Raw genomic sequence first — 19,930 nt, forward strand, 5'->3', positions numbered from 1 at the left:
CTTTTTTCTTAGGCGGTGCCAATTTCTTGAGATAAACTTTGGATTTTCACGCCGGAGCTCTCAAATAAATCATTCCATAACAATTCCCGCTCATCACGCGAGAAGAGAAACTGCTTATCAAAAGGCAGCGGCATCCAGACATTGCGCTTTAACTCTTCGTTGAATTGATCCGTGCTCCACACAGAATAGCTGTCAATGATGGAGTGAGAAATCTCAGGATACGATTCAATGATGGTGGCAAGTACATCGGCAGAGGTTGTAATGTCCACACCTGGCGCAATTTCGACAGCTTTGTGCCATTTTTGAATGTGTTCATGGAGCACAAACAGCTCTTTTAAGCGCACAGGACCGCCTGAAATGAAATTTAATTTATCAATGTCTTTAGGGTCAATGGCTAGATCATATTGGGCAGAGATCTCATCTTTTGAGAGTAAACTTTGTTGATTAATGATGACGCCTAACACAAATTGATCCGTATGTTCGAGCACGAAAATCACCGAACGATGAAACACTTCATCGTCGATGTGGGGCATGCTGATCAAAAATTGGCCGCGAAAATTAACTGACATGTCGCTGAGCTTTCCATTGATCAATGAGCACGGTCATTAAATCACGCCCGACCGGAATGCCGGTGGCATTTTCAATTTGACGAATGCCCGTGGGACTTGTGACGTTAATCTCTGTTAAATAACCGCCAATCACATCTAAGCCTACAAAGGTTAAACCGCGTTTTTTGAGTTCAGGTGCAAGGCGCGCACAGAGCTCAAAGTCACGTTCAGTTAAAGCTTCAACCACCGCTGTCCCCCCGACCGCTAAGTTCGCGCGGGTTTCGCCTTTAGGTGGAATGCGCACCATCGCATAAGGCACAGGTTCGCCATCAATGATGAGGATGCGTTTGTCACCATTTTTAATGGCAGGTAAATATTTTTGCATCATCACTGTGGTGGTTTGCTGGGCAGTTAAGGTTTCTAAAATCACATTTAAATTCGGATCATCTTTTTGGATTCTAAAGATTGCCGTGCCGCCCATGCCATCAAGGGGCTTGATGATGGTGTCTTCATGTTTTTCAATGAAGGCTTTTAAGAGATGATATTGACTGGTGACAAGCGTAATGGGGCACACATCCGCAAACCATGCAGTGAACAATTTTTCATTGCAATCACGAAGGGAGCGCGGATCATTACAAACAAGTACCCCTTGTTTTTGCGCGAGCTCTAAAAGGTAAGTGACATAGATGTAATGCATGTCAAAGGGTGGATCTTTACGCTGCACGATGATGTCTTGATCTGAAAATGTCACGATTTCAGCTTCTTTGAGCTGATACCAATCGTGTTCTGTCAAATCGATTGTAACGGCTTGAACGGTCGATTTAACCACACCTTCGTCAATGAAGATGTGGGCAGGATTCACGTAAAAGCATTCATCCACCAAATCTTGAGCAGCCATCATCATGGACAATGTGCTGTCTTTGTGAATGTTAAGGGTATGGAGCGGATCCATGACGAAGAATATGCGAGGCAAGCTCATGGCAATTTCCTAAATTGAGAATAAAATTCCGTTGCCAAATACTATGGGGCTTGCGTGAAGAAAAAACAAGGGTTATGCCCAATCTCCTAAGAGTGCATGTAAGCTACTGATGACAGAGAGGGCGGCGGTTTCTGTGCGCAAAATTCTCGGGCCAAGGGTCACAGGATGGCAATTGTCTTGTGAGGATAACCAGGCAAGTTCAGCCTCACTGAAACCGCCTTCAGGGCCAATGATGATGCCAAATGCATGTTCTGTCTGATGATTTTTGATCCAATGGCCAAGGGAACATTCCGCAGTGGGCGAGAGAATTAAATATGGGCGATCTAACAATAAGGACTCAATGTTTTTAAGGGACGCAAAAGGCGTCAGCATTGGAACTTTATTTAAGCCAGATTGCTCACAAGCGCTTTCAAGAATGCCTTGCCAATGACTGAGTTTTTTCTCTTGTTTGTCGCTGTCATTGAGCTTAAAACTGCTGTGTTCACTCATGAAGGGCGTGATACGATTGACACCAAGCTCCACTGCTTTTTGAAACACAAAGTCCATTTTATCGAACTTTGCAAAGCTTTGGATTAAATGCACATCAAACGGTGCGCTGCGATCAATGGCAATGTGCGCATGCAGCGTCACAGTGAGGGATCGCTTGCCAATGTCGCTGATGACGGCAGGATATTCGCCGCCTTTGCCATTGAACAGCACAAGGTGATCGCCCACTTTTTTACGCATCACACGCACGATGTGATTGAATTGTGGGTCTTTAAGTTCAACGGTTGCGTGAGGTGCTAGCGGTTCTTGAGTATAAATGCGCATGAATTAATCCAAATGCTGATAACGGTCAGGTTCGCCCTCGGGGGCAGTTTTAAAGCGTTTATACGTCCACAAATATTGTTCAGGGGCTTTGCGGATCTCTGTTTCAATGGCGTGATTGAGCGCAGTGACGGAGGTCAATGTATCCGGATCACGCAATTGATCATCAATTTTAATGAGCTCAATGGTGAACGTGCCCGTGGCTAAATCGCGTTTTGAGGCCACAATGTAGGCCGGAATGTCAAAGCGATTGGCCAACCGAGAAACAAGCCCCATCGTATTGGTGGGCAGATTAAAAAATGGTGCAAAAATGCCTTCGCCATGCCCGGGATCTTGATCCGGTAAAATGCCAACGCTGCGCCCATTTTTCATGGCTTTCATCATGTCGCGAATGCCTTGCGTGGTGGTGGACACAAGCACTGCACCATTTTTTCCGCGCCCTTCGATGATGATGGGATCAATGTACAGGCGGCTCGGGCGATAAAGTGTCGCTAAAGGATACAAGGATGAGGCATATAAGCCACTCAATTCCCATGAGCCAAAGTGCGGCGTGATGAAGATCATCTGCGGATAACGCGCTTGATCCTCGGTAAATTCAGGCGGCACAGTGATGTTGGTCACCGATTGCAAAATCTTCTCATAAGGATTGAGCCACATAAAACTCATCTCAAAGAGGGTGGCTGAGTTGTGGCGAAGCGTCTCTTTGAGTAATTTTTGGCGTTCGGCATCTGACAATTCAGGGAATGCTAATTGTAGATTACGCGCAGCGATTTTACGCGTTTGATTCGGGATGTGATAAAGCCCAAAGGCAATGAGGTCAGAGAGTCGATACAGGCTTTTGAGCGAAAAGCGCGCAAAGAACCGCAGCAAAGCGGTGATCACTTTTGCACGAATGCGGCGGCGTAAAGGTATCGAATCGCTCATGATTATTGCTCAGCGTTTTGACGGGCGATGTCCGCGATGGAAAACTCCTCGTCATCATCGTCATAGGATTTTTCAGGAATGTCGATGCCTGCTTTACGCAATTGATTGTTGCGGTATTGTAAAACGGCTTCGCGCTGGAATGTGTAGTTATCGAGCGAGATCTTCTTAGAGATGTTATCGGCTGATAGTAATTCAGAGCGCGCATTGACGGCATCAACGGCTGCAAGTGCCACTTCCGTTTTAAAGTCAATGAAGTAGCCTTTTGGATTGGTGGCAAAGACATCGACCCCAAAACCCACTTGATCACGCATGGTGCGTGGTGGCAAGAATGGCAAGAGGAAATAGTTGGTGTCTTTCCAGCCATAATAGGCAAGCGTCATCCCAAAATCCGCTTGTTGATACTCTGGCAATTTAAAGGTGTGAGTCAGATCAATGAGTCCTGCCAGCCCAAAGGTGCTGTTAAAGACAAAGCGATGCATCGATTCTAGCGCGGCTACAGGTTTGCCTTGCAAGAGGTTATTGACGACGTTGCGCGGTTCAGTGATGTTGTTAAAGGCGTTTGAAACCCCTTCACGCATGAGCCCTGGGGTGATTGCACGGTAACCCGTTGCCACAGGTTTTAATAAAACTTCATCCACCGTGGTGTTGAATGCGTACACTTTACGGTTATAGCTTTCATAAGGGTCAGCTGGATTGCTGCCTGCACAACCTGCGAGGATCAAAGTACCAAGAAGAAGCGTTGTTAATTTAGTCATGGGATGCTCAAAATAAAGTTTTTAGAAATTTTTAGTATTTTAACCCAGTCCCGCGATTCATCAAATGATTCGCCGCTGCAAACAATACCACCAATAATAGGCTCAGTAAGCCTAAAGTCCAACCAATGTGAATGTCAGAGATGCCAAGCATGCTGTAACGAAAACCATTGACCATGTATAAAATCGGATTGAAATAGGAGAGTTTTTCCCAAAACGGTGGCAACAATGTCACGGAATAGAAAATACCGCCTAAATAGGTGAGGGGCGTTAAGACAAACGTTGGCACAATGGAGATGTCATCAAATGAATTGGCGAACACTGCATTGATAAAGCCCGCTAAAGCAAAGACAGCAGAGGTCAATAAAAAGACCGTGATCGTCAATACAAAGTGCTGAATGGAGATCGGTGTGAAAAAGAGTGTAACAATCGTCACAATGATGCCCACAAATACACCGCGTGCGATGCCGCCTGCCACATAGCCAGAAATGATGAGCAAATTAGACACAGGTGAGACTTGCAACTCTTCCACATAATGTTGGAATTTTGCCCCAAAGAAGGAGGAGACCACATTCGCATAGCTGTTATTGATGACGGTGAGCATGATTAAGCCCGGCGCAATGTATTCAATGTAGCTAAAGCCGCCCATGTCGCCAATTTTTCCACCAATGATTTTCCCAAAAATCACAAAGTATAAAGCTGTGGTGATGGCAGGCGGTAATAAAGTTTGTGGCCAAATGCGCACAAAGCGTAAAATCTCTTTGATGAGAATGGTTTGGAAGGCAATCCAATTGACATGTTTATTCATGGCTGTCCTCATGGTTTCCCGTCAGTTTGATGAAAAGCTCCTCTAAGCGATTGGCACGGTTACGCAATGTTTCCACTTGAATGTTTTGTGCATTCAATGTGTTGAACACCTCGCTAATGGTATGGGGCTTGGTGATTTCAGCCTCTAAGGTCATCTCATTGATGAGACGAAAGTCAATGCCCGGTGCTGCTTTTGGCACTTCGTTTAACGGTGCATGTAAGCTCAGCACAAAGGCTTCCGATTGAAGCTGGCGCAAGAGATGATCCATCGAGCAATGTTCGATGATCTCGCCATGGCTGATGATGGCGATATTTTTACAGAGCAATTCTGCCTCTTCTAGATAATGCGTCGTTAAAATGATCGTGGTGCCAGTTGCATTGATCTCTTGAAGAAGCTCCCACGTTTGGCGGCGAATCTCAATGTCTACGCCCGCTGTCGGTTCATCTAAAATCAACAGCTTTGGCTCATGCATCAAAGCACGCGCGATCAATAAGCGGCGCTTCATCCCACCGGATAAATTGCGCGCCATCACGCGGGCTTTATCGGAAAGGTTTAACAGCTTGAGATATTTTGCGGCGCGCGCTTTGGCAATTTTGCGTGGCACGCCAAAGTAACCAGCTTGATTGACAAGGATGTCCTCACACAATTCAAACTGATTGAAGTTAAACTCTTGTGGCACTAGACCCACTAAGGATTTTGCGGCGCGCATCTCTTTTTTATGGTCATGGCCAAAAATCTCCACTTGACCACTCGATGCATCGAGTAAACCTGTGATGATGCTGATGGTGGTGGATTTGCCAGCACCATTAGGACCAAGCAAGGCGAAAAAGTCGCCTTGTGCCACGGTCAAATCGATGCCTTTTAATGCCACTTTGCCATTGTGATAGGTTTTTGCTAATCCACGAATGGCAAGGGCCGGTTGCTTTGCATTAATCTCTGTCATATCTACGATTATTTGATTGATTAGAAGCGCGAGCAGGGCGGGCTGAGCGGCTGCTGTCGCTACGTTTTGCGCCATCAAAGCGCTTTGCATCCCCAAAGGATGGGCGTGATGAACGCTCGTTGCGTTCAGTGCGCGGTGCGCGTTCACTTCTGTCTGTGCGCGCTGAGCGATCGGTGCGTTCCCCGCGTGATTTGCGATCTCCCATTGGGCGATCGGGGGCAAATTTACGGTTGGGTTTAGCACGATACGCGCCGCGTTTATTTTCAGGGGCAACGTAGAAGTTTTCCATTCTAAATTGCATGCCTGCATCTTCTAATAAGGCTTTGGTGTCATCGATCTCTAAGTCAATGGAGTGACCGGCACGCAATGATTTTGGCAAAGTAAAACTGCCATAGCGCACGCGAATCAAGCGAGACACGGTTAAGCCTTGAGATTCCCATAAGCGGCGAACTTCACGGTTTTTACCGCCTTTTAAAATGACGTGATACCAAATGTTTGCGCCTTCACCGCCAGAGTAGAGAATGTCATCAAATTTAGAGAGGCCATCTTCAAATTCCACACCGTTTTTCATGTTTGTCACCATCTCTTCTGTTAAGGTGCCAAGCACGCGAACGGCATATTCACGCTCAATTTCGCTTGAGGGATGCATCATTTTGTTGGCCAATTCGCCATCATTGGTGAGGAGCAATAAGCCTTGTGTATTGATGTCTAAACGGCCAATGGAGATCCAACGACCATTTTTGATGGGCGGCAAGCTGTCAAACACTGTGCGGCGGCCATCAGGATCATTGCGCGTCGTTACTTCGCCCACAGGTTTATTGTAAGCGATGATACGGCGCACGAATGGGGAATCATCCAATTTTATCGGCTGACCATCCACAAGGATCTTCTCTGAACCATCGACGGTGGTGCCAAGGGCGGCCACTTTATCATTGACACTGATTCTGCCTTCGCGAATCCAATCCTCCATGGTGCGGCGCGAGCCTAAACCAAGATTTGCCAATACTTTTTGTAAACGTTCGCTCATAGTTCTTCCGATAAAATGTGATAGAAAAAGGTCTATATTCTACCGAAAAAACTGCCTAAAGCCTATTGCATTTATTTAATCTTCCACAAGTGGTAAGCGAATGGTGACAATTAAGCCATCGACTGTGCCATTTTCAAAGGAGATTGATCCATTGTGATGTTTGATGATCTCGTTTGTAATCGTGAGCCCTAAGCCATAGCCGCCATCTTTTTTATTGCGGGCGCTGTCCACGCGATAAAACGGTTTGGTTAAAAATGGAATGTGCTCTTCAGGCACGCCATTGCCATGATCTTTCACCTCAATGATGGCCTCATTGGTGGCAGGATCAAGTTTTAAAGTCACCATGATTTTTGTGTAAGGCTTGGTGTGAAAGAGGGCATTGCGAATGATGTTTTCAATCGCACGCTCTAATTTTAAGAAATCACCGCGCACCACCATGTGATTGTCAAAATCAAGGTCAAACTCGATGCCTTTATTTTGTTTTGAGAATTCAAAGGCGGCATCATCAATCAACGATTCAAGCATCGCGGTTAAATAAACCTCTTCGCCTGTATCAATCAGGGAAAGCTGATGGTTTTGCAATGGGCGCAAATAGTTTAGGATCTCATCGATCAATTCATTAAGGCGTGAGCCTTCATTTTCGATGCGATCAAGCAGCTCTTTATAATCGTATTTATGAAATTGGCGCTCTTTGAGTAAATTGATGGCCAATTTTTGGCGGGCAAGGGGTGATCTGAGCTCATGGGCAATGTCTGAGATCATCTCTTGCTGTGATTTTTGTAATTTAGAGAGATTTTGCACCATGATGTTGAAGTTTTGGCACAACTCACGAATCTCAGGTGTGGCAATTTGAATGCTCTCAGGGGCAATTTGCTGCAGATTGCCTTTACCCACTTGTTGGGAAGCGCGGATCATTTCAGCCACAGGCAGTAAAAAACGGCGCGCCCAAAAGAAGGTGAAAAAGAGAATGAAGAAAAAGATCGGAATGCCACGGATCACAAAGCCCTCAAAGGAGAGGCCAAAGTAAAGCATAGAGTGGCTCGGATTTTTCACTTCAATCAAATAGAGATTGTCATTTTGATCGGTGAAGTAAAAGAGCTGATTCTGTTTAATGGCGCTCATTTGAAACAGCTCTGTGTGGGTGGTTAAAATGTTTTTGTCAGGCGTAATCGGGCCTAAAAGGTGCAGAGAAATGTATTGATCATACTTTTTCGCCAGCGCCTCCACTCGATACACAGGATTGCCATCTGTGCCATAATTGCCCGCAATCACGAGCTCAGAGAGCACAGGAATGACCTCTTGATGATAAATGGTTTTCCATTCATCATTGTATTGATCAGAGATGTAAATGTAGGCGAGCTGAACGCTCAGTACAATGATGCTGTAGACTAAAACCACAGATAACCATGCTCTGAATAAGAAGCTTTTATAAAACTCCTTAAAGCCCGAAAATTTCTGCTTAAACACTTAACTGATAGCCTCGACCGCGAACACTTTTAATTTCCACATCGTGTTCAATGATTTTTTTACGAATGTTTGAAATGTGCACATCTAAACTGCGGTTAAACGGTGGCAATTTTTTGTGCATCGCTTGCATAGAAATTGTATCTTTTGGCACAACTGCGCCCGGATTTTCTGCAAGCACCACGAGAATTTCATACTCGATGCCTGTTAAATCAATCGGTTGCTGATTGATGTAGAAAATGCGCTTTTGTTTGTCCCAATGAATTTTTTCTTTCTCAAAACTCTCAACGCCTTGGGTGGCATTTTGCTGAGCGCGGCGCAAAATGGCTTTGATGCGTGCAAGCAATTCACGGGGCTCTGGGGGTTTTGAGATGTAATCATCGGCGCCTAATTCTAAACCTAAAATGCGGTCAATGGGTTCAGATTTAGCCGTGAGCATGATCACCGGTAAGTTCGGATAGGTTTGGCGTAATTGCTTGAGCGTTTCAATGCCATCTAGGTTTGGCATCATCACGTCGAGTAAGCAAACATCGAAAGATGAAGTTTGTGCAATTGCGAGAGCATCAAAGCCATCGTTGGCCACGACAACTTCTAAACCTTCACCGGATAAGTAAGTGGATAAAAGCTCAGAAAAGTCTATATCATCGTCGACGAGTAATAATTTTTTATTATTCACACTGCAATCCTATAAATCACAAAAAGGTTAAACAAAAGTATAAGCAAGGATAATATAAAGTATTTATTAACACTTCACTATACAATAATATCTAGGGGAGCTGTACCTAAATTCGCATCATGTTGATAGATTCAATCGATAAAAAACGTTTTATGATAAGCTTTGATAGATATGAAAATCCGCTCTAGTATAGTACAAAAACAGACGCAAGCCATTGTATTGACACAGTCAATGCAGAATGCTTTGAAAATTTTACAATGCTCTCAATTAGAATTGGCGCATGAGGTGGAGGCGTTTTTGACCGAAAATATGATGCTAGAACAAGATGTTAATTCAGAGGCTGAAATGGATGATGCCGCCCTTGTGCAGGGTCATCTTGGCGTAAAAAATGAGCAAAATAATTTAACAAATGACTCAAGCATGCATCACTCGGTGGAGCTAGATCAGCTCATTCCCACAGAAATGATTGATGAATGGGCAGAATATGAGGATCACCCTTTATTAGATCATTCAGAACATGAAACGTTTGATCATGATGCGGCTGAACTCTCTTTAGCAGAGCATTTGTGGCAGCAATTGCAATTGCTGCCTTTATCAGAGACGGATCGTTGGCTTGGGCTTATCTTGATCGATGCCTTAGATGACAATGGTTATTGCACAGAACCGCTTGAAAATATTTTGGCAGAAGTGAATGTCGCGCGCCCAGATTTAGACATCACAGTGGCTGAGCTTAAAGTGATGCTTCATCATCTTCAGCAGTGTGATCCGCCCGGCATTGGGGCACAATCTTTAGAAGAATCCTTGATTGCGCAAATTCGCCATTTGCACCCCGCGCCGACATGGGCTGAGATGGCGATTGATGTGTTGCGCTATCATTCAAAATGGTTATTGCAGCATGATTTAAAACGCATTGCCCGAACGTATGCATGCACAGAAGCGGATGTGATCACCATGCTTGAAGGATTTAAGGGTTTAAATCCTTATCCGGCTGCGGCGTATCGCACCGATGCCATTGAAACGGTATTGCCAGACATCATCGTGACGCAAAAGCACGCGGAACTTGAGGTGACATTAAACGAGGAAGTGCTGCCAAAGCTTCGGATCAATCGGCAATATGCGCGCTTAGCACAGCAAGCGAAAATTGCCCAGCGTGATTTGTTGCGTGGTCAATTGACGGAGGCACGTTTTTTCTTAAAGAGTTTAGAGGATCGCTTTGATACGCTACTTAAAGTGGCAAAAGCCATCGTAACGGCGCAGGCTGATTTTTTCTTGCAAGGTGAGCGCGCGATGAAGGCGCTGAAAATGCAAACCATTGCAGAGGCTGTTGAGCTCAATGAATCCACCATTTCACGCGCAGTTGCCGGTAAATATCTCATTTGTTCGCGGGGCACTTATCCGTTGAGCTTCTTTTTTTCCAATCAAGTGACGGATGATGAAGCGTCCGGCGTTGCCATTCGCGCCATTTTGCAAGAGTTGATTGATGGCGAGAATAAACAAAAGCCCTTGAGTGATCAAAAGTTACAAACGCTTTTAGCCGCTCGCGGGCATGAGATTTCTCGGCGCACTGTGGCAAAATATCGTGATGTGTTAGGCATCAAGAGCTCCACAGAGCGCAAACAATTGGTGTGATTATTTTTTTTGGCCGAAGCTCATTTTTTTCTCTTCGCCTTTTAAAATGCGCTCAATGTTCGCTTTATGGCGAATGATGAGCAACACATCCATCACCACAACGGCAAGCACCACATATAAAGACGCATCAAACAACCATAAATAGAGCGGTGCAAAGATTGCGGCAGTTAACGCAGATAAAGATGAGATGCGTGTGGATAAAAACACCACAATCCATGTGCCAAAGGCGCATAATGCCACCCATGGACTCAATGCAATGATGCAGCCTAACGCGGTTGCCACACCTTTACCACCTTTGAATTCAAAAAAGATGGGGAATAAATGCCCTAAAAATGCGGCCAATGCGCTGCATGCCATCAAGGTAGAATCGTTTGGAAATAAAATGCCCACCAAACAAACCGGAATGAAGCCTTTGAGCGCATCACCAATCAATGTGATGATGGCGGCTTTTTTTCCGCCAATGCGCATGACATTGGTCGCGCCCGGATTGTTTGAGCCTGTTGTACGCGGATCAGGCAATCCCATCACGCGGCACGTAATGATTGCGGCAGAGAGCGAACCGATTAAATAAGATAAGATGATGACAAATGGATAAGTGATCATGAGTGTGACAGAGGACATATCGAAACCTTTAATGAAATTTTGCTTATTCTAAGCGTTTTTTATCAACGTATTCAAAAAACTTCTCCACGCGCTCAATTTTCTGCGTTTTTGCCATCTCAGGCAAGCTCGCTAAAAACTGTTTACCATAGTTTTTAGTCACAAGGCGCGGATCCGCAATCACCAACAAACCATAATCTTGCGTATCACGAATGAGGCGCCCAACGCCTTGTTTTAAGGTGATGATGGATTTGGGCAATTGATACGTCATGAACGCATTGAGCCCTTTTTTATTGATGAGGTCAATTTTGGCCTGTTCAATCGGGTCGCCAGGCGATGCGAACGGTAATTTTTCAATGATGACGCAAGAGAGCGCCTCACCGCGCACATCGACGCCCTCCCAAAAGCTTGTGGTGCCAAGCAAAATGCCATTGCCAGATTCTCTAAATTGATCAATCAACGTGATTTTAGGGGCATCCCCTTGGATAAAAAGTGGGTAACTGACCAAGTTTTTCAGCAATTTTGCAGCTTCATTCAGGGCGCGATAACTGGTGAATAAAATGAACGTTCGCCCTTTAGCCGCAGTGATCACAGGCAGCATTGCATCAATAAATTTTTCAATGTAAGTGGGATGATTCGGCTCAGGTAAGGCTTCAGGGTGATAAAAGAGCGCATTGTATTTGTAATTAAAAGGGCTCTTTAGGCACAATGTATTTTGATCGGATAAACCAAGGGGGCCACAGAAATAAGAGAATTTACCATTGACGGCTAAAGTCGCTGAGGTGAACACCCAGCCAGCTTTTAAGCCTTCGCTGTTTCTCTGGAAAATCTCAGAGATGTCCAAAGGCGTTGCGGCGATGGTTAAATGGTGTGCATAGGTTTCAAGCCACACCACAGTATTGTCATCGGGATTTTCTTGGGAATTGATGGCGATGCGCGTCCAAGCATCATAGAAAGCTTCCGCACGCTCCACCATCTGTGCCAAAGGCTTTGAGCGGATGAGCAGCGGTTTAATGATGCCCACTAAATCGAGCAGTTGATCACTGATGTGTGCCAATTGCTTGGCAATTTTCGGATCTTGATAAAACTCAGACAATGCATAACGGCGCGAACCTTCCGGTAAAGATTTACGCAGCCCAACCATGGATTCACGAATGGCATCGGTTAAAGTATCGTGGGCAGAAAAGTCATTGGCCTCCACGGCAATGGTGCGGTTAAAATCTTCAAGCCAATCTAAAAAGGATTTTGTGCCCACTTGTTCACTGAAAAAGACGCCGGCAATCTCTGCCAATTGATGGGCTTCATCGATGATGATGGTGTCCGCTTCTGGCAATAATTCCCCAAAGCCCTCTTGCTTTAAGGCAAGATCTGCGCAAAATAGGTGATGATTGATGACGATAATGTCCGCATCCATCGCTTTTTTACGGGCTTTAAACACAAAGCACTCTTCATAATCAGGGCATTCAGAATGCAGACAACTTTCGCTTGTGGAGGTGACATGGCTGATGAGCGAATGATCATTACAGTTTTCGATTTTGGTGACATCGCCAATTGGATCTTGCCCAGCATAACGCTCAATGTCATAAAAGGCTTCAAGCTGCTTTTTATTCTCAAAGCGTCCACGCTGGCGCATCGTTTTAATGCGATATAAACACAAATAGTTGCTGCGTCCTTTTAACAGCGCAGTTTGTACCGGCACATGTTTAAAGAGTTTTTTTAGGAGCGGCAAATCTTTTTCATAGAGCTGATCTTGTAGATGCTTTGTCCCCGTGGAAACAATCACTTTTTTGCCAGACAATAGCGCAGGAATCAGATACGCAAAGGTTTTGCCCGTCCCGGTTCCGGCTTCAATGATCACGGTGTCATCTTCTTCGATGGCATGTTGTACGGCTTTGGCCATCTCAATTTGCGCCGCACGCGGAGAGTAGTGATCAAGGTTCGTGCCAAGAGGGCCGTACTCGGAAAATATTGCGTCAATATCAGTCATTCGATTCGCTAACAGCTGGAAAATAAAGATTCATTATACGAACTTTCCCAAGAATTTCGAGCATCAATCTTTGAATCAATGACGTATAATGCCCAAATGCATAAGGATACGGATGATGAATGAATTTTTAAAAACCATTGCAGCCTTGCGTGCGCCAGATGGCTGCCCGTGGGATCGTGCTCAAACACATGAAACATTGATTCGCTACCTCAATGAAGAGAGCGCAGAGGTGGTCGAAGCCATCATTACTCAAGATCCCGCAGCCTTAAAAGGCGAATTGGGGGATTTATTGCTGCAAATTGCGCTGCACAGTGAAATTGCCAAAGAAGCTGGGCACTTTGATTTTAATGATGTGGTGAGTGGCATCAATGAAAAGATGATTCGCCGTCATCCGCATGTGTTTGCGGGCGTGACGTATGAAGATGAAGCCGCACAAAAGGCAGCATGGCAGGCGATTAAGCAAGCAGAAAAATTAGAGCGCGCAGAAAATGTGAGCTTTTTAGATGATGTCAAAGCATCTTTATCAGGTTTAACAGTGGCACGCGATTTACAGGCAAAAGCGGCAAAAGTGGGTTTTGATTGGGACGATGCTGCGCCCATTTTGGCGAAAATTGAAGAAGAGCTTGATGAAGTGAAAGAGGAACTTGCCAATAACAATCCTGAGCGTTTACAAAAAGAGATTGGGGATTTACTGTTTGCTGTGGTCAATTTAGCGCGCCATGCCTGCATTGAGCCTGAAACAGCGATTGCCACGACCAATCATAAATTTAAACAGCGCTTTGCTTACATTGAGCAACATTTAGATCAACCGATGGCAGATGCAACCTTAGAAGAGATGGATGCTTTGTGGGAAGCATCAAAGCAGGTGCATCCATGATGACTTTACAAAGCGTGACGGTCTCTATCCTCAATCAACAGATTAAGCAGCAATTAGAAAGTGGCTTTTTTCAATGCTTGGTGACGGGGGAAGTGTCGAATGTGACGCGCGCGCAATCGGGGCACATTTATTTTAACCTCAAAGATGATGGCGGCATGATTCGTTGCGTCATTTGGCGATCACAAGCAGGCATTTTTGGACATTTAATTGACAATGGTGCAGCCCTTGAGATTCACGGCAAAGTGACAGTGTATGTGCCGCGCGGGGAATATCAATTGGTGGCCAATCGCATCACATTAGCAGGGCAAGGAGATTTAGCGGCTGCTTATGAAGCATTAAAGATGCGTTTGTCGGCTGAAGGTTTATTTGACGCACAATATAAAAAAAGTGTGCCGCAGCATCCGAAAGCCATTGGCATTGTTACTTCAGAAAATGCCGCAGCGCTGCAAGATGTATTGAAAGTGTTAAAAGAGCATCGCCGAGACATTCCTTATGTGATTTATCCAACCTTGGTGCAAGGTGATTTGGCCGCCCCAAAGATTGCCGCAGCCATTGAGCGCGCGAACCGTGATCATATTTGTGATGTGTTATTGGTGGTGCGCGGCGGTGGCAGCATTGAGGATTTGTGGTGCTTTAATGAGGAAATTGTGGTGAGGGCGGCATTTGCGTCCAAGATTCCCATCATCAGCGGCGTTGGCCATGAAATTGACACCACGTTAATAGATTATGTGGCGGATCTTCGCGCACCGACGCCAACGGCGGCTGCAAAATTTGCGGCGATCTCTAAAATGGAAGTGGTTCAGCAATTAGATCATTTAGCACATCGATTAGAGCGCGTGATGGCGGGGCGTTTGACGCTGGCCAATAAAGCGGTGGATACGCTACAAATGCGCTTGAATTATCTTCATCCCATGCGCCAGATCACAGAAAAACGCACAGCGTTGATGCATTTGAGTCAGCGTTTAAATGCACAGCTCATCTGTCAGCCATTTAAAAGGCATTCAGAAACATTGGCAAGATTAGATCAACGCTTGACTAAAAGCATGGATGATCTATTCAAAACGTATCAAGCGCGTTTACAGAAAAATGCTCGCATGCTCGATAATTTGAGTCCGCTGAAAGTGTTAGGGCGAGGTTATTCCATTACAGAAGTCAATGGGCGCGCGATTGAGGATGTCAATGCTGCATCGATGGGTGATGTTTTAGTAACACGGCTAGCAAATGGCGAGATTCTTTCAGAAGTTAAAGCGATTGTGCCAAAAAATTAAAGACAAAAAAAACCGCACTTATTCGGGGGAAGTCGTGCGGACAAGGATCATACAGTGTGAGGTTGGTGTGTTATTGTACTTTGGTGATGTAATCGACATCGATCTCAATTGAGTTCCAATCTTTATCCACTTCACCGACAATTTCCACTAAATCTTTATCGTTGATGGTCAGGCCACGCCATTTGTCTTTGTCAATCTCGACAGTGATGCTGCCTGTATCATCGCTAAAGATGTATTTATCTTTATGAGAATGCTTAATGATTTTGCCACGTAATTTCACATAAGCATCATCGCGCAGCGTCATGGCATCTTTCACAGTGGTGATCGATTGGCTCAGGGCAGGGCCATTAAATCCGCCTTGGGTGGGCTCACCATCTGTGGGACCAAAATATTGCGCAGAAGCAACCGATACACTCATGGCCATCAATGTCACAATTGCAATCTTCTTCATGCTTTACTCCGTATCGAAACTTAAGATTGATTCAGTGAGTGTACTATAGCATTGTGTTTTAAGAAGTCCTACGGGGTTTTATAAGTTTTACGCCGCGTTTACAATATTTGACATCTCAATTGACAGGGCATCTCAAAGCTTAGACAAAGTGCCACTGAGCACACATCCCGCCTATTTGTAAGGAGAAGGGCGCGAAGCCATGATGAGCCACACCACATAAATCACAGGTAAAATGGCAGCAATGATCACCACGCCATCCCAGCCTAAATAACGCCAAATCGGTGCAAAGAGTGTACTACCAATGGCAACGCCAATGTAGTACGCCACAAAATAGAGGCTAGAAGCTGTACTTTTGTACACTTGTGCATTGAGGTTAATGAGGGCGGCGGTGAGTGAATGGGCAGCGAACATGGCAAAACTTAAAATGGCCAGTCCCATGATGATGAAAGTCATAGAATCAAGCAACGTCAGCAGTGCACCTAAAGATAAGAGCAGCAGCATGCTCGATAACACCACTTTAATGGGTTGGCGCGCGGCGATAAAACTCACCATCGGTGCACTCGGAATCCCGCACAATAGCGCTAAATAAAATGAGCTGATCACAGCAGTGGAGAGTAAAAACGGTGGGCTTTCTAGATGGAAAGGCAGATACGTCCAAATGCCTGAATAACTCAGTTGAATCACCAGCCCAATTAAAAAATAGCGGCGCAGCACAGGATTTTTAAGGTGAAAAGCAAAACCTGCAAAGGTGTGTTTAAATGATCCTGAGCTTTTGCTAAAACGCTGGGATTTAGGCAGTAAAATCAGCATCATCAATGCTGTGATTAAACTGAGCACCCCAAAGATCAAAAGGGCGGTGTGCCATGAATAATAGTGCGTCATCACGCCCGTTAATACGCGCCCTAAGGTGCCGCCAATGGCATTTGCGGCAATGTAGAAAGAGACAGCAAATTTTTGATCATTTTTGCAAATCTCTTCATTTAAGTACGCCAAAGCGGAAGCCGGCAATGCGCCTGTTGCCATGCCTTGAAAAAATCGGCAAAAGAGCACAAAGGGTAGAGAGTCTGAGCGGGCAATCAGGATCAATAAAATGGATGAAAAAAATATGGAGGCTAAAATAAAATTACGTCGACCAATGCGATCACTGAGGGCACCAAAGAGATTGAGTCCAATGATGAGCCCTAAAATGGGTAAGGAAAACGTGAGGCTGATGTAGGTGGAGGAAACCTCAAAGTCTCGCGCAAGAATGGGAAGGATCGGTTGCAGTGAGTAGAGATTGGCAAAAATAAAAATGGACGTTGCGCCTAATAGAATGGAAATCTTCCAAAATTCAGGATCTTTGATGGTGTAGCCCACAGCTTGTTCGGTATCCATATGCTCTACTTTTGAGTGATTGTTTTTTATTCAATAGTAGGGAGCATAGGATAGATTGTGGGCAAAAACAAGAAGAAACCGTACGAAAGTTGCTTCTTGCATGCAACGCTTGATTAACTGCCCGATAAACTCTCTAATTCCGACAAATAGTGATCTAAGCGCATTTGGCGTTCTTTGAGTTTTTCGGTTTTTTCACGGATTTTTTTTGCTTTGCCAGAGTGCTCCGCTTTTTTAAGCTCATCGGCAGCACTGTTAACTTTTGCTCGCTGTTTATCAATTTTTTTTGTGAGGTTTTCTTTGTAAATGGCATTGTTGAGGACAAAGTTAGGATCTTCTTGATAACTCTCTTTGCCGCAATGTTCACGCACATTTAAAATGGCACGCTTGAGATCTTCTGCGCGGTGGATGTTGCCATATTTTTCTGCATAGCGCAGCTGCAACTGTAGATTGTCTTCTTTCTTTTTACAACTCGGGTGGGTTTGAGCAAACACCGGTGCATTGAAGGTGAGCATTGCACCGATGAGGCTGAACGTGATCAAACGCTTCATGACAAACTCCTTTGAATGAGGGATGCATTCAGTATATCGTAAAGATACGTAAGTTTGTCAATGACGTTGATCAAATCGCAGTGAGTTTTGCATATGCCATCACTAAGGTTTTTTGTCCTGCGGTTCTAAAATTCACGGTGACACGCGCATGATTGCCAACACCCTCAAAGTTCGTGATGACGCCATCACCAAAGACCGGATGCGTCACTGTTTGCCCAAGGGCAAAGCCATTCATGGCTTGATCTTGTGATGCACTTGTATGACAGCTTGAACGCGCCGTCATCGGTTTAGAGATGCTCACTTTTGCGCCTTTCATCTGCACCAACGGGCTCGGAATGTCTTTAACAAAGCATGAGGGCGTCAAATGGATGGTTTTGCCATGAATCATGCGTGAAGCAGCCGTGGTTAAGGTCAATAAACGTTTTGCGCGCGTGATGCCCACATACGCTAAGCGGCGCTCTTCTTCTAAGCGGGCAGGATCATTCATGGAGCTTTCGCTTGGGAATAAGCCATCGTCCATGCCCACTAAATAGACATGTTCAAATTCAAGCCCTTTAGAGCTGTGCAGCGTCATCAATTGGACTTTGTCTGCCTGATCATCATCGCTGTTTGCTGTGGAATCAAGTGTGATGCGCCCTAAAAACTCTGATAAATAACCGTGCATGGTCAAAGGTTGAGCGGCAGGATCATTGTTATAATCCTCCACAAATTGACGGCTTGCGGAGATGAATTCATTGAGGTTTTCAATGCGATCTGCACCGCGTCCCATGGGCTCTTTTTTATAGTGGGCTTCAAGTTCCGCACGATCAATCACCTCTTGAATGAATTGATCTAACGTTAAATCAGAAAGGGCATCGGCTAAGTTTTCAATCAATAGCTTAAAGCTCATCAACGCGTTTTGTGCACGTTTTGCGAGCAATTGGCTTTCGAGTGTATTTTGCATTGCAGTCCAGAGTGACACTTCTGTTTGCATTGCCTCTAAACGGATTTTTTCGATGGTTGCAGCGCCCACGCCTTTAGCGGGCGTTGTGATGGCGCGCTCAAAGGAGATGTCATCATGCGGATTCACAATCAAGCGTAAATAGCTGATGATGTCCTTAATCTCCATGCGATCAAAGAAGCGCAAACCGCCATAGATGCGATATGGAATGTTAGCACGCAATAAAATCTCTTCAAAAATACGTGATTGCGCATTTGAGCGATACAAAATTGCTTGCTCAGCGCGTGGCGTGCCCTTTAATGTGGCGATTTTGATTTGATCCACCACATATTGTGCCTCTTCATAGGCATCCATTGCTGCATATTGCGTGATGAGGGAATCATCCTTATTTTCTGTCCAGAGCTTTTTATCAAGGCGCTCGCTGTTTTTAGCGATCACGTGGTTTGCCGCTTCTAAAATGGTGGACGTGGAGCGGTAATTTTGCTCTAAACGCACAGTGGTGCTATTTGGGAAATCTTGATCAAAATTGAGGATGTTTTCCACACGCGCACCGCGCCAGCCATAAATGGATTGATCATCATCGCCAACCACAAAGATTTGTTGATGTTCTCCGCTTAAGAGTTTTAACCATGCATATTGAATGCTGTTGGTGTCTTGGAATTCATCCACCAACACAAATTTAAAGCGCTGCTGATAATGTTTGAGTAAAGCATCATTGCTTCTGAGCATCTCTAAAGTGCGCAGCAAAATCTCTGAAAAATCCACTAAGCTTGATTGTGCGCAGATGGATTGATATTGCGCATACAGATCAATCATCATATTGTGGGCAAAGTTGTGACCGCGCTCAATATGGCTTGCTCTGCGTCCTTCATCTTTATGGTGATTGATGAAGCTTTGTAAGGTTTTTGCGGTGACGATTTTATCATCAACATTGCGCTCTTTTAATAGGCGCTTACATAAACGCAATTGATCATCGCTGTCCATGATCTGAAAGTTAGGATCAAGGTGCGCTTCTGTTGGATGTAACCGCAACAAACGGTGGCACAATGAATGGAACGTGCCAAGCCATAAACTTCTTAACGGGCGATTGAGGACGGTTTCTAAACGCGTGCGCATCTCAAGGGCGGCTTTGTTGGTGAAGGTCACGGCTAAAATGCCATGCGGCGTTGTTTGTTCTGTTTCAATGAGCCATGCAATGCGTGCCACTAACACGCGGGTTTTACCTGAGCCTGCGCCTGCGAGCACACGAACAGGACCTAAAGGGGCAGTGACGGCATCATATTGAGCATTATTTAGCGATTCAAGCATAGACATAACAGAGATCTTAA

The 19,930-nt window shown here is 45.0% G+C and carries 19 protein-coding genes; 3 read left to right on the forward strand and 16 right to left on the reverse strand.

Annotated features, from left to right (window positions below):
- Window positions 1-8: 8 nt before the first annotated feature.
- The 10 genes from B143_RS0106320 to B143_RS0106365 form a co-directional block, all read right to left on the reverse strand.
- A complete protein-coding gene (locus B143_RS0106320; protein ID WP_018122627.1) occupies window positions 9-569 on the reverse strand; it encodes a YqgE/AlgH family protein in 561 nt (186 codons plus the stop codon).
- Window positions 559-1,527 carry a glutathione synthase gene (gshB, locus tag B143_RS0106325; protein ID WP_018122628.1) on the reverse strand — a complete coding sequence of 323 codons (969 nt, stop codon included), beginning with the start codon at window positions 1,525-1,527 and terminating at the stop codon, window positions 559-561. Before gshB ends, B143_RS0106320 begins: the two co-directional genes overlap by 11 nt.
- Window positions 1,528-1,599: 72 nt before the next feature.
- Window positions 1,600-2,337 (reverse strand): 16S rRNA (uracil(1498)-N(3))-methyltransferase, encoded by a 738-nt coding sequence (locus B143_RS0106330; RefSeq protein ID WP_018122629.1) that lies wholly within the window; start codon window positions 2,335-2,337, stop codon window positions 1,600-1,602.
- Window positions 2,338-2,340: 3 nt separating this feature from the next.
- Window positions 2,341-3,258 (reverse strand): lysophospholipid acyltransferase family protein, encoded by a 918-nt coding sequence (locus tag B143_RS0106335; protein WP_018122630.1) that lies wholly within the window; start codon window positions 3,256-3,258, stop codon window positions 2,341-2,343.
- Between the two features lie 2 nt (window positions 3,259-3,260).
- Window positions 3,261-4,013, reverse strand: a complete 753-nt coding sequence (locus B143_RS0106340; protein WP_018122631.1) for an MlaA family lipoprotein — start codon at window positions 4,011-4,013, stop codon at window positions 3,261-3,263.
- Between the two features lie 31 nt (window positions 4,014-4,044).
- Window positions 4,045-4,818 carry an ABC transporter permease gene (locus B143_RS0106345; RefSeq protein WP_018122632.1) on the reverse strand — a complete coding sequence of 258 codons (774 nt, stop codon included), beginning with the start codon at window positions 4,816-4,818 and terminating at the stop codon, window positions 4,045-4,047.
- Window positions 4,811-5,761, reverse strand: coding sequence for an ABC transporter ATP-binding protein (locus tag B143_RS0106350; RefSeq protein ID WP_018122633.1), 951 nt, complete (start codon window positions 5,759-5,761; stop codon window positions 4,811-4,813). The genes B143_RS0106345 and B143_RS0106350 overlap by 8 nt, the downstream gene beginning before the upstream one ends.
- Window positions 5,748-6,788, reverse strand: a complete 1,041-nt coding sequence (rluB, locus tag B143_RS0106355) for a 23S rRNA pseudouridine(2605) synthase RluB (protein WP_018122634.1) — start codon at window positions 6,786-6,788, stop codon at window positions 5,748-5,750. Before rluB ends, B143_RS0106350 begins: the two co-directional genes overlap by 14 nt.
- 75 nt (window positions 6,789-6,863) lie before the next feature.
- Window positions 6,864-8,255, reverse strand: a complete 1,392-nt coding sequence (locus B143_RS0106360; RefSeq protein ID WP_018122635.1) for a HAMP domain-containing sensor histidine kinase — start codon at window positions 8,253-8,255, stop codon at window positions 6,864-6,866.
- Complete coding sequence (locus B143_RS0106365; RefSeq protein ID WP_018122636.1) at window positions 8,248-8,928, reverse strand: response regulator transcription factor; 681 nt, start codon at window positions 8,926-8,928, stop codon at window positions 8,248-8,250. Before B143_RS0106365 ends, B143_RS0106360 begins: the two co-directional genes overlap by 8 nt.
- A gap of 171 nt (window positions 8,929-9,099) precedes the next feature.
- On the opposite strand from B143_RS0106365, the gene rpoN reads away from it, so the two are divergent.
- Window positions 9,100-10,557 carry an RNA polymerase factor sigma-54 gene (rpoN, locus tag B143_RS0106370; protein ID WP_081601020.1) on the forward strand — a complete coding sequence of 486 codons (1,458 nt, stop codon included), beginning with the start codon at window positions 9,100-9,102 and terminating at the stop codon, window positions 10,555-10,557.
- Here the strand turns inward: rpoN and plsY are convergent, their stop codons facing one another.
- Both plsY and yoaA read right to left on the reverse strand, forming a co-directional pair.
- Window positions 10,558-11,178 carry a glycerol-3-phosphate 1-O-acyltransferase PlsY gene (gene plsY, locus B143_RS0106375; RefSeq protein ID WP_018122638.1) on the reverse strand — a complete coding sequence of 207 codons (621 nt, stop codon included), beginning with the start codon at window positions 11,176-11,178 and terminating at the stop codon, window positions 10,558-10,560.
- A 25-nt stretch (window positions 11,179-11,203) separates the two neighbouring features.
- Window positions 11,204-13,144, reverse strand: a complete 1,941-nt coding sequence (gene yoaA / locus B143_RS0106380; protein WP_018122639.1) for a DNA repair helicase YoaA — start codon at window positions 13,142-13,144, stop codon at window positions 11,204-11,206.
- Between the two features lie 115 nt (window positions 13,145-13,259).
- Between yoaA and mazG the strand changes: the two genes are divergently transcribed.
- On the forward strand, window positions 13,260-14,021 hold the full coding sequence (gene mazG, locus B143_RS0106385) for a nucleoside triphosphate pyrophosphohydrolase (protein WP_018122640.1): 762 nt from the start codon (window positions 13,260-13,262) through the stop codon (window positions 14,019-14,021).
- Entirely contained in the window at window positions 13,991-15,289 is a 1,299-nt protein-coding gene (gene xseA / locus B143_RS0106390; RefSeq protein ID WP_018122641.1) for an exodeoxyribonuclease VII large subunit, read from the forward strand. Before mazG ends, xseA begins: the two co-directional genes overlap by 31 nt.
- Window positions 15,290-15,359: 70 nt before the next feature.
- Here the strand turns inward: xseA and B143_RS0106395 are convergent, their stop codons facing one another.
- The 4 genes from B143_RS0106395 to uvrD form a co-directional block, all read right to left on the reverse strand.
- On the reverse strand, window positions 15,360-15,740 hold the full coding sequence (locus tag B143_RS0106395; RefSeq protein ID WP_008315671.1) for a YgiW/YdeI family stress tolerance OB fold protein: 381 nt from the start codon (window positions 15,738-15,740) through the stop codon (window positions 15,360-15,362).
- Between the two features lie 171 nt (window positions 15,741-15,911).
- Window positions 15,912-17,114, reverse strand: coding sequence for an MFS transporter (locus tag B143_RS0106400; protein WP_018122642.1), 1,203 nt, complete (start codon window positions 17,112-17,114; stop codon window positions 15,912-15,914).
- A gap of 113 nt (window positions 17,115-17,227) precedes the next feature.
- A complete protein-coding gene (locus B143_RS0106405; RefSeq protein WP_018122643.1) occupies window positions 17,228-17,662 on the reverse strand; it encodes a DUF1090 family protein in 435 nt (144 codons plus the stop codon).
- A 70-nt stretch (window positions 17,663-17,732) separates the two neighbouring features.
- The gene (uvrD, locus tag B143_RS0106410) at window positions 17,733-19,916 is read right to left on the reverse strand and encodes a DNA helicase II (protein ID WP_018122644.1); all 2,184 of its coding nucleotides are present in this window, start codon (window positions 19,914-19,916) and stop codon (window positions 17,733-17,735) included.
- Window positions 19,917-19,930 lie beyond the last annotated feature (14 nt).

Source organism: Wohlfahrtiimonas chitiniclastica DSM 18708 (assembly GCF_000375345.1).
GTDB lineage: Bacteria > Pseudomonadota > Gammaproteobacteria > Cardiobacteriales > Wohlfahrtiimonadaceae > Wohlfahrtiimonas > Wohlfahrtiimonas chitiniclastica.